15 protein-coding genes and 1 pseudogene are annotated in these 15777 nt (G+C 68.5%); all 16 read right to left on the reverse strand.

Annotation, left to right across the window (positions count from 1 at the left end; all coding sequences use genetic code 11):
* On the reverse strand, positions 1–210 hold a 210-nt coding region (locus CA951_RS17755), incomplete at its 3' end, for a 2-phospho-L-lactate transferase CofD family protein (RefSeq protein ID WP_179220227.1).
* Positions 211–1467, reverse strand: coding sequence for an MFS transporter (locus tag CA951_RS17760; protein WP_087558105.1), 1257 nt, complete (start codon positions 1465–1467; stop codon positions 211–213).
* 162 nt (positions 1468–1629) lie between these two features.
* The gene (gene cofC, locus CA951_RS17765) at positions 1630–2340 is read right to left on the reverse strand and encodes a 2-phospho-L-lactate guanylyltransferase (RefSeq protein WP_087558106.1); all 711 of its coding nucleotides are present in this window, start codon (positions 2338–2340) and stop codon (positions 1630–1632) included.
* Positions 2337–4895, reverse strand: coding sequence for a bifunctional FO biosynthesis protein CofGH (locus CA951_RS17770; RefSeq protein ID WP_087558107.1), 2559 nt, complete (start codon positions 4893–4895; stop codon positions 2337–2339). Before CA951_RS17770 ends, cofC begins: the two co-directional genes overlap by 4 nt.
* Positions 4892–6055, reverse strand: a complete 1164-nt coding sequence (locus tag CA951_RS17775; protein WP_087558108.1) for an acyl-CoA dehydrogenase family protein — start codon at positions 6053–6055, stop codon at positions 4892–4894. Before CA951_RS17775 ends, CA951_RS17770 begins: the two co-directional genes overlap by 4 nt.
* Positions 6052–6750 carry an enoyl-CoA hydratase/isomerase family protein gene (locus CA951_RS17780; RefSeq protein ID WP_087558109.1) on the reverse strand — a complete coding sequence of 233 codons (699 nt, stop codon included), beginning with the start codon at positions 6748–6750 and terminating at the stop codon, positions 6052–6054. Before CA951_RS17780 ends, CA951_RS17775 begins: the two co-directional genes overlap by 4 nt.
* Positions 6747–7325 carry an LLM class flavin-dependent oxidoreductase gene (locus tag CA951_RS44305; RefSeq protein WP_256973911.1) on the reverse strand — a complete coding sequence of 193 codons (579 nt, stop codon included), beginning with the start codon at positions 7323–7325 and terminating at the stop codon, positions 6747–6749. Before CA951_RS44305 ends, CA951_RS17780 begins: the two co-directional genes overlap by 4 nt.
* Positions 7326–7456: 131 nt before the next feature.
* Positions 7457–7810: pseudogene (locus CA951_RS44310) on the reverse strand (LLM class flavin-dependent oxidoreductase); the annotation flags it as partial.
* Between the two features lie 88 nt (positions 7811–7898).
* Positions 7899–8216, reverse strand: coding sequence for an NIPSNAP family protein (locus CA951_RS17790; protein ID WP_072938775.1), 318 nt, complete (start codon positions 8214–8216; stop codon positions 7899–7901).
* Positions 8197–8877 carry an NADPH-dependent F420 reductase gene (npdG, locus tag CA951_RS17795; RefSeq protein ID WP_087558110.1) on the reverse strand — a complete coding sequence of 227 codons (681 nt, stop codon included), beginning with the start codon at positions 8875–8877 and terminating at the stop codon, positions 8197–8199. Before npdG ends, CA951_RS17790 begins: the two co-directional genes overlap by 20 nt.
* A 134-nt stretch (positions 8878–9011) precedes the next feature.
* A complete protein-coding gene (locus CA951_RS17800) occupies positions 9012–9836 on the reverse strand; it encodes an IclR family transcriptional regulator (protein ID WP_087558111.1) in 825 nt (274 codons plus the stop codon).
* 28 nt (positions 9837–9864) lie between these two features.
* Positions 9865–10335: a VOC family protein gene (locus CA951_RS17805; RefSeq protein WP_087558112.1), complete on the reverse strand. Its 471-nt coding sequence runs from the start codon at positions 10333–10335 to the stop codon at positions 9865–9867.
* A gap of 73 nt (positions 10336–10408) precedes the next feature.
* Positions 10409–12019, reverse strand: coding sequence for an AMP-binding protein (locus CA951_RS17810; RefSeq protein WP_087558113.1), 1611 nt, complete (start codon positions 12017–12019; stop codon positions 10409–10411).
* Positions 12001–13455: an aldehyde dehydrogenase gene (locus tag CA951_RS17815; RefSeq protein WP_087558114.1), complete on the reverse strand. Its 1455-nt coding sequence runs from the start codon at positions 13453–13455 to the stop codon at positions 12001–12003. The genes CA951_RS17810 and CA951_RS17815 overlap by 19 nt, the downstream gene beginning before the upstream one ends.
* Positions 13456–13483: 28 nt before the next feature.
* Positions 13484–14371 carry an LLM class F420-dependent oxidoreductase gene (locus tag CA951_RS17820; RefSeq protein WP_087558115.1) on the reverse strand — a complete coding sequence of 296 codons (888 nt, stop codon included), beginning with the start codon at positions 14369–14371 and terminating at the stop codon, positions 13484–13486.
* Positions 14372–14399: 28 nt separating this feature from the next.
* Positions 14400–15602 carry a CaiB/BaiF CoA-transferase family protein gene (locus CA951_RS17825; protein ID WP_087558334.1) on the reverse strand — a complete coding sequence of 401 codons (1203 nt, stop codon included), beginning with the start codon at positions 15600–15602 and terminating at the stop codon, positions 14400–14402.
* Positions 15603–15777: the final 175 nt, after the last annotated feature.

Below are 15777 nucleotides of genomic sequence, written 5' to 3' on the forward strand. Positions count from 1 at the left end.
GCCGAGGGTGTACATGCAGGTGTCCAGGTCCGGGCAGATCCGCAACCCGTGCATCCACACATCGTCACCGACATTGACCACCGCCGTGATCCGATGCGCAGAATCCGAACCCGAACCCGCGCCGTCCGGTGCATCAACGCCGAGAAGCCGCCGCACCCCTTGCAGGAACCGGGCCCCACCGACCCCGCCAACCAATACAGTCACGTTCACTCAGACCTCGGCTGGAGTGCTTGCCGTAACGGTGGTCTGGTCGTTTTCGGTCTTGCGCGCCGCCAACGCGACGCAGCAGAGCAGTGCGGCGAACACCCCGATCCCCGAGAGAACGGAGAAGATGACGATCGACGGTCGGCCCGCCAGAAGGCCGCCCAGGATCGGTCCACAGACACCACCGATCCGGCCCACTCCGCCAACGAATCCGAGCACGCTGGTGCGGATATCGACGGGGAAGTAGGTGGCCACGTAGCCGAAGACGATCGGTTGTGTTCCGCCCGTCCCCGCCCCGGCGAGGAACAGGAAGACGTAGAGAACGGGCGACGGCAGGTGTACCGCGAGGGTCATGACCGCGACCGCGCCGACCGTGAATGCGGCGAGAACTGCGCGACGTTCTCCGAACTTGTCCGCAATCCAAGAGCCTCCGGACGCACCGGTGGCGGCTCCGAGGCTGAAGATCACCAGAAAGACCAATGCGGATCCGAGGGAGTAACCGCTGGCTTTCATGATCTGCGGCAACCAGGTGAGCAGTCCGTACCACTGGATCTGGCCACAGAAGGTCAGCGCGGTGAACACTGCCAGCGCTCCCCATCCGGTGGGTCCGAGATTCTTGAAGGCGACGCGCAAGGTGGGGCGGGTGGCCTCGCCGTCCGAACGCAGAGCGTTCGGCGTGGGCACCCACCGCTTCAGCTTCACCGCGGCGATCGGGACCACGGTCAGCAGGGGGAAAGCGCCCCCAACGAAGAAGACGCCGCGCCAGCCCAGCACGTCGAGGAAGGCCAGGGCGGTGAGAGCGGCAAGGACGCCACCAATGGGTATGCCGGCCAGGATCACACCGTTGAGGAAGTTCTTCCGGTCTGCCGGTGCGACGCTCATCGTCACCGCGACCGCGGTGGGCACGACCCCGCCGAGGCCGAACCCTGCGAAGAACCGGGCGGCACCCAGCAGTTCGGCGGTGGGTGCCAGGGCGCACAGCATCATGCCGACGGAGAACCAGCTGACGCAGAGCAGGAACAACCGCCGCACACCGTATCGGTCGGCGAGCACTCCGGCGGCGATGGATCCGATGCCCATCCCCAGGATCGCCGCACTGGCGATCACTCCGACCTGCGCGGTCGTCAGACCCCAATCTGCGTAGTGGAGCAGGTTCGGCGTCGCGGCACCGAAGATGGCGAGGTCGTAGCCGTCAGCGGCTATCGCGAGAAATGCCAGGGCGGCGACGCCCACATATGCAGGAAAGCTGAGCCGATTGTTCATGTGTCTCCTCGAAGAAAGTAAGGGAGCCGCTCTGAATACTGTTGGAGAATCGACCATCGAGCACAATCCCACTCAGGCCGACCGAGAACACAGCGAGACACGCGATCGATGCTCGCGAGGCCTCGCTGGAGAAGAATGAAAATCAGTGCGCCGAAACGAAAGTCAGGACGCCACCGAGGACGAGTCGAATTGCTGCCGGGCCGACACCTGATCGAACGGCTGACCCAGACTGCGGAGCACGGAGCCCAGCGCAGCACCGGGATGTCCCAGAGCGGCGTCCAGTAGGTCGTCGAGATCGTCGACGTCCCGCCGCAGGGACTCGATGTTCGGGTCGAGCGTCTCCGCCGCCCCCGAGCCCAGGTGCGCCAGCCGCGAGCGCTCCCCGAATCTCGGATCGAGGTCGACACCCTCGGAGGCCGTCAGAAGACTTGTTCCCTCGCGTCTTCGGTCCGCCACGAATGTGCGCTCGTGCCGTCCGGCCACTTTCAGCGCGACGTCCAGGTCCTCGCTGCGCAGGCTCGGAAGGTCGGCAGGCAGCCCCGCCAGCCGGCAGCGCGGCCACCACTCGCGGGCTAGGCGCCCACCTTCGCGCAGGGCGGCGTTCATGCCCGGCGTGCCCGGCAGCACGAGTGGGATGACACCCGGTGACCGCACGTGGGCCGCGTCCTGAATCCGGTCGACGACAACGAGCACCGTGTCCACCTGCGAGGCAGCCCGAACCGCGGACACGGTGTCTCGGAACATTGCGCGCACCACCGCCTGCCGGGCCTCCGGCCGGAGCAGGAGCCGCGATTTCGCGGACGTGATGTTCCGCTGGGGAATCACGGCCACCCACGGCCCGCGCGGGCCTCGACTCCGCGTTCCACCGCTCACTGGCCGACCATCCCGACGGCGAGCGGCAGCACGGACCTCGCCTTGTCGTCGAACCGTTCGGCGGCCGCGGTTCGCTCGGCGTCGACGGCTTCGTATGTGGTGGTGCGTTGCCGGGCCGGCCTGCCTGCCGCCGCGGCCATGTTCGTGATGTCGGCGATGGTCTTCATCGATCCGTTCGTCGAACCGGCCATCCTGCTGATGGTTTCCTCCATCAGGGTGCCGCCGAGGTCGTTGACGCCACCGCGAAGCAGTTCCACGCATTCGTCCGGACCGAGCTTGACCCACGAACACTGGATGTTGTCGATCTGACCGTGCAACATCAACCGCGCCAATGCGTGTACCGCACGGTTGTCCCGGCGGGTCGGGCCCGGCCTCGCCAGACCGGCGAGGTAGATGGGCGAGCTCTGGTGCACGAACGGCAGCGGAACGAATTCCGTGAAGCCGCCCGTCTCCCGCTGGATGTCCAGCAGGACGCGGAGGTGGCCGACCCAGTGCCGGGGCTCGTCCACGTGACCGTACATCATCGTCGAGGTGGTGCGGATCCCCAATTCGTGTGCGGTCTTGACCACCCGAATCCACTCGGATGCCGGCAGTTTGCCCTTGGTGAGCACCCACCGGATCTCGTCGTCGAGGATCTCGGCGGCGGTGCCCGGCACGGAATCGAGCCCGGCGTTGCGCGCCTCGGTCAGCCACTCGGCCACCGAGATGCCCATGCGCGACGCCCCGCTCACGATCTCCATCGGCGAGAACGCATGGAGGTGGATCTCCGGGGCCCGGCGTTTCGTCTCGGCTGCCAGATCCAGATGGATGGTGCTGGGGAGACCGGGATCGATCCCGCCCTGCATGCAGATCTCGGTGGCGCCGACGTCCCAGGCCTGGGCGATCCGGTCCCCCACCTCGGAGACGGAGAGCCGGTACGAATCGGCGTCGCTCGCGCGCTGCGCGAACGCGCAGAAACGACAGCCCGTGTAGCAGACGTTGCTGAAGTTCACGTTCCGGTTGACGACATAGGTCACCGCGTCGCCCACCGTCGACTGCCGGACCTGATCCGCCAAGGCGCACAGGGCATCCAGATCGGCACCGTCGCAGTGGATGAGCGCCAGGGCCTCGTCGTCGCTGAGGCCCGCGGGGTCACGCTCGGCCGTGCGCAAGGCGGCGAGCACCTCACCGCCCAGGCGAGGATGCGCGCCGGCCGCCGCGCGTGCGTTCATCTCCTCACCGAGCACCGTCCAGTCACCGAACGCGTTTGCGAAGTCACTGCGGGTATCGGTACGACGCCCTTCCGCGTCGATCTCGAGGTGCAGATCGGTTCGGCCACTGGACTCTACGGGCGCAGCATCCTGCCACGGCCTGCCCTCCGGCAGCACGTCCGCGGCCAGACCGGTCTCCGGGTCGGCGAGCGCCAGCAGGTGCGGCCGGACCCGGGCGTCGATCCACGGATCTCCCGCGAGGACGTACTGCGGTTGGACGGCGAGGCGTTCCCGGAGTTCGAAACCGGCGGCAGCACTCAGTTCGCGGAGTCTGTCGATCTCCGGCCAGGGCCGTTCGGGGTTCACGTGGTCGGGGGTCAGCGGGGACACTCCGCCCCAGTCGTCGATGCCCGCGGCCAACAGCCGGCGCAGCTCGCCGGGCTCCGACAGGTTGGGTGGGGCCTGGAGACGCATCGAAGGCCCGAGCAGGATGCGGGCCACTGCGATCGTGGCCAGGTACTCCTCGTGGTCTGCATCGTCGGCGGACCGCATCGCGGTGTCGGGCTTGGCACGGAAGTTCTGGACGATCACTTCCTGGATCGAGCCGTACTGCTTTGCGATCCGGCGGATCTGGAGGATGGACTCCACCCGGTCGGCGTACGACTCGCCGATCCCCACGAGGATCCCGGTCGTGAAGGGGATGTTGGTGCGGGACGCGTCCTCGATGCAGGCCAGGCGAACGGCGGGATCCTTGTCCGGGGAGCCGTAGTGGCAGCCTCCGGGCTCGGCCCACAGCGAGCGGGCGGTGGTCTCGAGCATCAGTCCCATGGAGCCGGCGACCGGCTTGAGGCGCTGAAGTTCGGCCCAGCTCATGACTCCGGGGTTCAGATGGGGCACCAGGCCGGTCTCCTCGAGTACCAGCACGGCCATGGCCCGCACGTAGGACAGCGTGTCGGCGTAGCCCCGCGATTCGAGCCAGTCGCGGGCGGCGTCCCACCGATCCTCGGGCCGGTCACCCAGCGTGAAAAGCGCTTCCTTGCAGCCCATCCGGGCGCCCGCGCGCGCGATCTCGAGGACCTGGTCCGGAGAGAGGAAGGGGTCGTCGACCCGTCCGGGTGTCGTCGCGAAGGTGCAGTAGTGGCAGCGGTCCCGGCACAGGCGGGTCAGCGGTATGAACACTTTCCGGCTGTAGGTCACCACCCCCGGGCGGCCGGCGTCGAACAGGCCCGCCGACCGGACGGCCGCCGCGGCCTCGCACAGTCGGTCGAGGTCGGCACCGCGGGCGCCCAGGAGGGCCTCGGCTTCACCGGCGTCGATCGTCTTGGCGGAGCTCACCCGCGCGAGTGCGCGGCTCACACTCGTCATTTGTTCACTCCGATTCCTAAGCCCATGGAGCGGGCGATGAAGTCGAGCTGCACCGAGGGCGGCCCGGCGACGACACGGGCGATGATCCCGTCGGAGTGGTGCATCGGGAGGGCGTGGTCGCGCACGTAACCGTAGGCACCCTGGATCTGCATCGCCAGCGCGGAGGCCTCTGCGTAGAGCTGACCGGAGAGGAACTTCGCCATGGTGCTCTCCACCTCGCACGGGAGGCCCGCGTCGAAGAGGTCGGCCGAACGGCGCACGGCACACCGGGCCGCGTCGAGCCTGACGAACATCTCGGCGAGGGGCAGCGTCACGCCCTGGTAGCTCGACAGCGCCTTGCCGAACTGTTCGCGATCGTTGGCGTAGAGAACGGTCATGTCGAGCACCGCGGCCACACTGCCGAGGAAGCCGGAGCTGATCATGATCCGCTCGAGCACCAGGCGTTCCTTCAGGATCTGCCATCCCTCACCGGGCTCGCCGAGCACCGCCGTCGCCGGGAGCGCGACGTCGCGCAGGAAGACCTCGTAGATGCCGCTGATGTTGCGTCCCAGCGCGGGCATGCGGCGGACCTCGACACCCGGATGGTCGACCGGGACGAGAAATACGCCGAGCTGGTCGCGCTTACGGCCACCGCCGCCCACTCTGGCGACGAGTTCCATCACCGCGCCGGGCAGGCCCGCGCCTTCGCAGTAGGTCTTCTGGCCGTTGAGAACCCAACCGTCCCCGACCTTCTCGGCACGCGTGGCAACGCTCGCCGCGTCGGAGCCCACGTCGGGTTCGCTGACCGCGATCGACAGGCGCGCGTCGCCCGCCAGCACCGGCGCGCCGTACGTCTCCTGCTGTTCGGGAGTGCCCCAGCGGTGGATGTCGCGCAGCCCGCTGAGGTTCAGGTTGAACAGGGCCACGAGGTCGGAGCTGGCCCGGCCGATCTCCTCGCAGAGCGTGATCAGCAGACCGGCCGTCCCCTCGACGGCCTCGGAGCCGGCCACCACGTCGTACCAGCCGAGGCGGGCGATCTCGCGGTACAGCTGCTCGGGATACGAGCCCGCCTCGTCCCAGATTCGCACGTCGTGCGCGGGAGCGTGCCGGGCCAGGAATGCCCGGGCCGTGGTGCGCAGGTGCGCCTGCTCTTCGCTCTGAATGTGGATGCTGGTGGTCATGACTGCCTTTCGAGGGTGTTCGGTAGAGAGGTCCGCTTCCAGGCGGACAGGCCTGCTTTGAGATCGCGCAACAGCTCGGGCGGAAGTGCCGCGAGTCGGGCGGCCGTCTCGCGCGCCTTCTCGTCGAGCGAGGTCTCGGGAACGACGTCGACCAGACCGAGCCCGGCGAGGTCGTCGGCGGCGAAGCGCTCCCCCAGCGCCAGGAGCCGCAGCGCCCGCGCCGGACCGACCGCGGCCTCCAGCCTGCGCACCGTGCTGTCGGGTGGGGGGAAACCGAGTGGGAGCTCGGGGAATCGGAACGACGCGGCAGGCGAGGCCAGGACGATGTCCGCGGCCGCGGCGACGGCCCATCCGGCACCGACCGCGGCGCCCTGGACCGCGACCACCGCCGCCGGGTAGCCGCCCAGCAGGTCGAGACTTTCCTCGATCAGGCGACGCCGGAGACCCGGGTGGCCGCTCGCGGTGCCGTCGTCCGACCGCACGTCGGCTCCCGCGCAGAACGCGGACCCTTCGGCCCGCACGAGAACGACACCGGCACCCGCGCGTATCCCCGCGGCGAGTCCGGCGACGAACGCCTGCAGCAGCGGCACGTCGAGGGCGTTGCGTGCCTCGGGACGGTTGAGCGTCAGGACGACCAGACCGTCGAGGTGCTCGGCCGGGCACAGATCCCGCGTCTCTTCCACGTGCGCGCTCATCCGAGTTCCGGCAGGACCTGGGAGGTGAGCAGTTCGACTGCCTCGCGGGGGTCGGGGCCGACCGGGGCGCCGATGTAGGCCTCGGTGAATCCGGCGTCTTCCGCGTATTCGAGCAACTCGGCCAGCGCCTCGATGCAGTCGCCGGGCGTGCCCGAGACGACGAGCTGGTCCGCGACTTCCTGCGGGAGGAGGTCGGCGGCGGCGTCGACGCCGTCGCCGGCCTTGAGTGCCGCCCGGGTGGCGGCGTAGTCGGAGGGCTCGAAGCCCACCTGGTGGAGGTTCTCCGGGGGCTGCTGGCTGACGATCAGGGTGGCCTGTCGTCGTGCGGCCGCGCAGGCGCTGTCCCGGTCGGCGGACACGGACAGGTTCACGCCGTAGATCCGGGTGAATTCCCCCCGCAGGCTGCGCTTGCGGCCCCGGTCGATCGCGTCGAGGTTGCTCACCGCGTCGAACTGGCCGCTGCGGAAGGCCGCGAGGCTGTGGGCCGGGAAATTGCTGGCGCAGATGACGCCGTCGGCAAGCTCGCCTGCCATCTCCAGCACGCGGGGCCCGGCGCCGGCGACCAACACGCGCACGTCGGCTTTGCTCGTCCAGGAGACGACGCCCGGGCGTCCTCACGCAATCCGAGGGCTGCACAGGTCCGCGGGTAGTCCCCCATGCGGATCGCGTCGCCCTCCCAGAGAATCCGGCACATCGTGATGAACTCGGCCACGTATTCCGTCGGATTCTGCCGCGACATGAGCGCACTCACCAGCCCACCGCCGGTACCGATTCCCATGCTGACCCGACGTCCTTCGGGCATGAACTCCGCGAGGGTCGCCATGCTGGACGCCATCTCGAGGGGGTTGCGTCCGAAGGGGAACGTGACCGCCGTGCCGACGCCCGCGCCGGTGCGCGCAGCGATGGCGCCGAGGAGAACCGCAACGCCTCGCGACTGGAGTTGGTCGCTGAGCCAGACGGTCTCGAAACTCCGGGCAGCGATCTCTGCCACTTCCACCATCTGTGGCCCGTCAGCCCAGCCGTGAAGCTGGATTCCTTTGATCATGGTGCTTCTTTTCATGATATTGAACTCGAATCACTATATGGAACAGATTAGGGGCAGAGTGCGGCGACGGTCAAGAGTCGGGCCCAACCTCTTCGGGCGCCGCTCAGGGCCGGGCGTACGCCGGAGTGACCAGGAACGTGCTTCGAATCTCCGAGATGAGCGGCCCGTCGCTCTCCGTGCGCGCCTTCACCGCGAGCCACCGAGGATCGGTCTGGAACCGCGCCCAGTGCGCGTCCGCAGCCTCGGCGTCGGGGAAGGCCACCAGGTACACGATCCGGCCGCGGTTGCCCGCCTCGTGCCAGAAGCCGTCGACCTGCAGCCCGAATTCCGCGAACAGAGCCAGGGTCTCGTCGGCGAACCTGCGATGCAGGTCGTCGGCGCGGCCCGGTAGAGCGATGTACTCACGCAGCTCGTGGATCATGAACAACCCCGTTCACAGCGAGACCGGAGTGCGTCTTGTAGCGCTTGTTGACGTTGATGAGGACGGCGGTCAACGGTTCGAGCTGCCGCGCCACCCGCAGTACCCCACCGTCGATGCCGGGCCGACCGGTGATCGCGACTGCGAGCCGCGCCACCTCGTCCTTGGCGGTCCGATCGTCGCCGCACACGAGCACATCCTCTTGGACGAGGCCTTCGTGCTCCCAGAGCGTGACCGCCGACAGGTGGTGGAACGCAGCCACCACGGTGGCGTCGGGCACCAGGTCCCGCAACTGCTCGGCAGCACTGCCCTCCTCGACGTCCAGACCGTAGGCCCCAGCCTTGTCGAAGCCGAGCGGGTTCACACAGCTGACCAGGAGCTTGCCCGCGAAGAAGGGTGCCAATTCGGAGACCAGCTCACGATGGCCCTTGTACGGGACGGCCAGCAGGACGATGGGACAGTCGGCGGCGGCCGACGCGTTGTCGGCGGCGCTGACTCGGGCGCCGTCACCGGCGCGCCTGCGCACCTCGGCTGCCGCCTCCTCGGCGCGTTCGATCGAACGCGATCCGATCACGACGTGCCTGCCGGCCGCTGCGAAGCGGTACGCCAGCCCCTTTCCCTGGGGCCCGGTGCCGCCGACGACGGCGATCTTGTTGCTGGTCATCTATGTCTCCTACGAACAGTGGGACGGGGATACCTCGGGCGCGTGGCGCCGGAGGTGGGCAGCCGACCATCGAGGGTCGACTCGGAGCGGCAGGCCCCGGGTGGGGTCGCCGCATGAAGAAAAGTGCGGGTCGGTCAGCCGCGTCCGGCGTCGAGGTCGGGCGCCCCGGCGGGCGTCGGGTAGTCCTCGGGGATGTGTCCGCCGATGCGCGAGCTGATCTCCCGTGACGCCGTGACGAGGTAGTCGGCGATTCCGGCCACGCTTTCGGCCGTCAGGTCGTCACCAATGCCGAGCAGGGCGATGAACAGGCACGGCCCGCCGTCCCGGTCGAATACCGGGACCCCCAGGACATTGAGTTCGGGGCGATACTCGCCGTAGATCACGCCGTAGCCCTGCGCCCGGAGCTGCTTCAGTTCGGCGTCGGGATACTCGATCGGCTTCGGGCGTCCCCGCCCCGGCCATGCTGCCGCCAAGCGGCTGATCAACGGGGCAGTGCGGTCGAAGCGCGAACCGACCTCGATGGTGACCTTGACGGCTTTGCGGCTCTCGATCTTCGCGATCGCCGTGAAGTGACCGTCCGGCATCGGCTGGATGGCCAGGCAGGCCAGCTCGGTCCGCTCGGCCAACCACTCCATGTACGTCCGCGACGCGGCGACCGCCGACGTTCGCGCGATCGCCGCGACCCCGAATTCCACGAGCAACGGGCCGAGGTTGTACCGGCGCGTCTCCTGGTCGTACACGACGAGACCCTCGACCACCATGGTCCGGAGCAGGACCGACGCCGTGCTCTTCGCCAGGGCGCAGCGCTTGGCCAGCTCGGTGAGCGTGGCACCGGCAGACTGCTGGACCAGTGTCTCGAGCACGCGGGTGGCGCGCGAGACAGCGGGGACCAACTGTTCTCCGGTTTGCTCGCCCCGCTCGTCGGTCGTGCCGCTTCCCGGGACTTCTGCCTTGGTCAAGGTTCCTACCTTCGTCGTGCGAATGCTGTCAGCCGACCGTAGCGGCCTGCCCCAGCAGTTCGGCGAAATGGAACAGCGTGCCGTCGGGATCGCGGGCGAAAAGCAGCCGCCAGCCGTTGACTCCGTCCGGACCCATGATGGTCTGTGGCGAGTGCAGGAACTCGACACCGTCGTCCGTCAGCCGTGCGTATTCGGCGTCGATGTCGTCGGTGAGGATCGAGAATCGGCACAGGCCCGGGTGCACGAGGTCGCTCTGCGCCCGCCCCTCGGAGCGTGCATCCCGCCACTCGATGAGGTCGAGCATGGCCTCGTCCGGGGAGTCGTTCAGGCGCATGTGCGCGAAGCGGAGCTTGCTGGCCCCTTCGACCATGAATGCTCGCGCGAGGTTGCTGTCGTCGATCTCTTTGTCCTGCGCTACCTGGAAGCCGATTCGCTGATAGAAGTCGATCGATTTGTCCATGCCGGTCACGTTGATGCCGACGTGCCAGAATTTTCGCATTGCTTCGTCCTTCGTGTTCGTCTAGCTCGGTCGATGAATGGCGCTCCGCGGGTCCGCGGGTTTCGCCGGGTGCTCAGGCCGGGGGCCGCACCAACTCGCGGCGCCGGACCTTTCCGGTCTCGGTGCGCGGCAACGCTGCGACCGCCTCGATCTCACGGGGCCGGGCGTGCGGACCCACCGCCGCCGTGACGAGTTCGCGGAGCTGTGCCGCGATCTCCTCGGTGAGTTCTCCGCCGGCGAGGTGCACGAACGCCTTGACCTGTTGCCCCATCTCCCGGTCGGGCAGCCCCACCGCTGCCGCGTCCAGGACCTGCGGATGACGCTTCAGGGCCTCTTCGATCTCGGCCGGGCCGATGCGGTAGCCGCGACTCTTGATCACGTCGTCGGCGCGGCCGAGGTACTCCAGCCGGCGCCCGTGTGCGAGCCGCGCCAGATCGCCCGTCCGGTGCCAGCCCCCCGCAGGGGGGACCGCCCGAGCCGAAGTCGAGTCCCAATAGCCGAGGAGTGCAACCGGATCCGGCAGTTCGAGCGCGATCTCACCGACCTCACCGGGTGCGACGCGGGCGCCGTCGTCGTCCAGAATTGCGATGCGGTGCCCGGGATACGGGGCGCCCATGGTTGCGTCGTCGACCGATCCGAGGACCGCGGAGTCGCCGATGAGGGCGTTGGCCTCGGTCTGGCCGTAAGCCTTGTTGACGCAGTCGCTGAGGTGGCTGCGGGCCCAGCCGAGTTCCGCCGCACCGGCGGGCTCTCCCCCGGTCACGACCGCGCGGAGGCGTTGCCGGGCCGATTCCCCGTGCTCGGCGAACATTCGCAGCACCGACGCGGGCAGGAAGGCGGTCGTCACGCCGAAGCGGGCCATCATGTCCAGAGTGGCGGCGGCGTCGAAACGCTGTGGCCGATGAGCCACGACGGGGACGCCGAACGACCACGGGACCAGCAGCCCGAGCATCAGCCCGCCGATCCAGCCCCAGTCCGCGGTGCCGAAATACACGTCCCCGGGCCTGAACAGCTCGAAGGCGTAGTCGACCCCCGCGTGCCCGAGCAGGGCACGGTGGGCGTGGACGATGCCTTTCGGAGGACCGCTGGTGCCCGACGTGTACATCAGTAGCGCAGGGTCCGAGGCCCGTCCGGGCACCGGGGCCAGCGGGTCGACCCGGCCGGCGAGGTCCCCGAGCCGCGGACCACGCGCACCGTCCACCGTAAGTACGTCGACGTCGTGCAGCGAGCACCCCGTCGACTCGAGCCGGTCGACGCCAGGACCGTCCGTGACCAGCACAGTCGCACCCGAGTCGGCGAGCCGGTGCGCCACCGAGTTACCGGTGAGCAGTCGCGGGACGGGCACGAGGACGGCCCCGGCGACCAGCACCCCGAACACCACCTCGGCGGCCTCGACCGACGGGTCGAGGTACAGAACCACACGGTCACCGGGCTCGACCCCGCGGGAGCGGAGAACACCCGCGATGCGTCCGGCGGCGCGCTGCACCTGACCGAACGTCACCTCCTCGGGCGCGTGGGTCCCCTCGCGCAGCACGGCCACGGCGTCGGGATCGCGGGAGAAGAGGGCGTCCTCGGTGATCGTGTAGTCCGCCGCCGGCTCCCAGTCCTGAACATGGCGGGCGTCGATGAGCCGTCCCACGATCTGTGGCCGGGACGACCCGGAGGTCAATCCAGGCGTGCCCATATGCTCTTCTCCTTGGTGAAGCTCTCGATCGCGGCCTGGCCGAGGTCGCTGCCGTAGCCGCTCTGTCCGAAGCCGCGGTACGGCGACGCGGGGTTGAGCACTCCCCAGGTGTTGATCCACACGTTGCCGGCGTCGAGGGTCTGCGCGAACCTCAGTGCGCGGCCGACGTCACGGGTGAAGACGCCCGCGGCCAGCCCGTAGATGGTGTCGTTGGCGAGGGTGATCGCCTCGTCCTCGCCCTCGAACGGCAGCACCGACAGCACGGGTCCGAAAATCTCCTCCCGGGCGATGCGCATGTCCGCGGTGACGCCGGCGAACATCGTCGGACGGTAGTAGAAGCCCTGCTCCGCGGCTCCGTCCGGCGACTGGCCGCCGCCGCAGATCAGCTTGGCACCCTCCTCGGTTCCGGCGACGACGTACGAGTGGACCGATTCCCGTTGCGCGGCACTGACCAACGGGCCGATCTCGGTTTCGGGGTCGAGGGGGTCGCCCACCCGGGCGGCCTCGACCCGTTTCTGGACGAGTTCGATCACCTCGTCATAGATGGGCCGCTCGACGAGCAACCGGCTCGCAGCCGTGCACGTCTCGCCCTGGTTGCCGTACATCGCCTGGAAGACCACGCCGGCGACTGCCTTCGGGGACGAGTCGCCGAACGCCACGAGCGCCGACTTGCCGCCGAGCTCGAGCGACGTCGTGATGAGGCGGTCGGCCGCCATCCGGCCGATCTGCTGCCCGACCTCGGTCGAGCCCGTGAACGTCACCTTGCCGACCAGTGGGTGCTGCACCAATGCGTTACCCGCCACCGAGCCACGCCCGGGCAGGACGTTGACCAGCCCGGGCGGCAACCCGGCCTGCAGGGCCAGCTCGCCGAGTGCCACGGGGACGAGCGGGGCGAGCTGCGCAGGCTTCAGCACGATGGCGTTACCCATCGCGAGGGCCGGTGCGATCTTCCAGACCGCCTGCACCGCAGGGAAATTCCACGGTGTGATGGCACCCACCACGCCGATCGGCTCACGCAAGGTGTAGTTGAGGAACCGGCCGGGAGCCGGCGTCGTGCGACCCTCGATCTTCGTCACGAGGCCCGCGAAGTACTCGAGGGTCTCGATCATGATCGGAAGGTCGACGCCCAACGACTCTCGGATGGGCTTGCCCATGTCCCGGCTCTGCAGCTGGGCGAGCTCGATCTTGTGTTCCTCGATCAGCGCGGCGTAGCGGAACATGAGTCGGGTCCGCTGAGCGGGACGCATGCGCTGCCACGCCTTGGCCGCGACCTTCGCGGACTCGACGGCGCGAGCGACGTCCTGAACCGTCGCCTCGGCCACGGTGGCCAGGTGCGACCCGTCGGCCGGGTTGATCGAGTCGAAGGTCGCCCCGGTCGACGACGGGCTCAGTTGGTCGCCGATGACGAGGGGAACTGTCGAGGTGAGTGCCTGCACAATTCTCGTCCTTTCTTCCGCCGGGCCCTCAGGCCAGGTTGTGTGCGGTGGGGAGGACGGCGTCAGCGAGTTCCGCGAGCTCCTCCATGGTTGCTTCGAGCGTGTCGTGTTCGAACGACGTGTCGCAGATGAAATGGGTGACGCCGAGGTCGCCGTACGCTTCGATCGTCTCGGCGTTGTACGGCGCCGTCCGCAAAGGCCTTGCGGTGAGCGTGATTTCACTCATGTCGCGGCCAGCCTCCTCCACGTACTGCTGCAGGGTAGCCAGGTAGCCGGCGTACTCGTCCGGCGCGATCGCAAGGGGGTGCCAGCCGTCGCCGATGGCAGCGATGCGGCGCAGCGAGGCAGTGCTGTATCCCGCGAACCAGACGGGGATCGTGCCACGCACCGGCTTCGGGTACATCTTGAAGTCGTGGAGCTGATAGAAGTCGCCGTCGAAGTCGACCTCGTCTTCCTTCCACATGTGCCGCATCGCGTTGACCATCTCCGTGGTCCGCTTGCCGCGGTCCTTGAAGGGCGCTCCCAGCAGTTCGAACTGCTCCTTCATCCAGCCCACTCCGATGGCGACCGAAAGCCGGCCGCGCGACATCACGTCGATGCTCACCAGTGTCTTCGCCGTCTGGACGAGGGGACGCCACGGCAGGATCAGACAGGACGTGCCGAGCTCGATCCGCTCGGTGGCCGCCGCCGCCCACGTCAACGACGTGAGGCAGTCGAGGTACGGCGTGGCGGGATCCCACAGGAACTTGCCGTCCGCGGTGTACGGGTACGGCGTATCGACTCGGGTCGGCAGCGCGACGTGATCAGTCATCCAGAGGGAGTCGAAGCCGATCTTCTCCGCGTACCGCGACACCTCGGTGATCGCCTCGGGCCCTGCCCACGGTCCCGCTCCCGGGATCCTGATTCCGACCTTCATTGATGCTTCCTTTCGCCGTGTTCGGTGATCATCGGACGACCATGTCGGCCCGGAGGGCCGCGATCCGGTCGTCCTGGTAGCCGAGATCCCTGAGAATCTCGGTGGTGTGCTCGCCCAGCGATGTCGGTGGGCGACGCACGTGGCCCGGGGTGCCCGAGAGCTTGACCGGGAGGCCCGGGACCCGCATCGGTCCGAGTTCGTCGTGGTCGATGTCGACAACGAGGTCCAGGGCCTGGATCTGGGGATGGGTGACGGCCTCGTCGTACGCGAGGACCGGGGCGCAGATGATGTCGTGGGCGGAGAGCAACTCGACCACGTCGTCACGATCGCGGGCGGCGAACCAGGGCGCGAAGGCGGAGTCGAGAGCCTCGCGGTGCTCCAAGCGGGACGCGGCGTCCGCGAAGCGCGGATCGTCGACGAGGGCCTCGACACCCATCGCCCGGGTCAGCTTGACGAAGTGGCGGTCGTTGAAAGCGACCAGGTGAACGGCGCCACCGCCACGGGTCGCATAGGCGTTGTACGGCGCGTAGAAATTGCTGCCGTTGCCTACCTTGCCCTGAATGTAGTCGGCGAGGAGGTACTGCCCCAGCCACGGAGTCTGCAGATGGAACAACGCCCCGACCAGGGACACCGAGCCGGTCTGCCCCTCCCCCGTGCGCTGTTTCGCGAAGAGTGCGACGAGGGCGGCGATCGCGACCAGGTAGCCCGCGGCGCTGTCGGCGACGGGCGGACCGGCCTTGAGCGGCTTCCCGGAGCGTTCACCGGTGGCCTCCATGAGGCCGGTGAGCGCCTGTGCGACCGGGTCCATGGCGGGACGGCCCGCGAGGGGACCGCTGTCGCCGTACCCGCTGACATTGAGGCAGATCAGGTGCGGGTGCCGTTCGCGAAGCTCGTCGGCGGTCAGCCCGAATCGCTCACGCACCCCGGGCAGCATGTTCTCGATGAGAACGTCCGCCGTCGAGCAGAGTTCGTGGAACAGCTCGAGACCTGCGGCCGTACGAAGGTCGAGCGCGACAGCGCGCTTGTTCCGGTTGACGCCCGAGTAGACGCCGCTCATGCCGTCCCGTCCCGGTCCGAACGTCCGCGACTCGTCACCACCGATCGGCTCGACCTTGATGACGTCGGCGCCGAAGTCGGCGAGCAGCGACGCGCCCAACGGGCCGGCCACCATCGTCGCGGCGTCGATCACTTTGATGCCCGACAACGCTCCGCTATTTCCGGTGAACCCCATCATAAGCTCCGTTCATTATCCTGAACTCACATCATTATTTGGAACTCCACGGACGTTACGAGCACCGTCACCCGCTGTCAAGAGGGGATTTGCCGCCGATCGGCGGGCCGAGGGCGCGACTCGGCCCCACCACGGCACCACCACGGCACCACTGGAAGAACCCGGATGCCGCGAG

It is taken from the genome of Rhodococcus sp. NCIMB 12038 (assembly GCF_002165735.1).
Taxonomy (GTDB): domain Bacteria; phylum Actinomycetota; class Actinomycetes; order Mycobacteriales; family Mycobacteriaceae; genus Rhodococcus_F.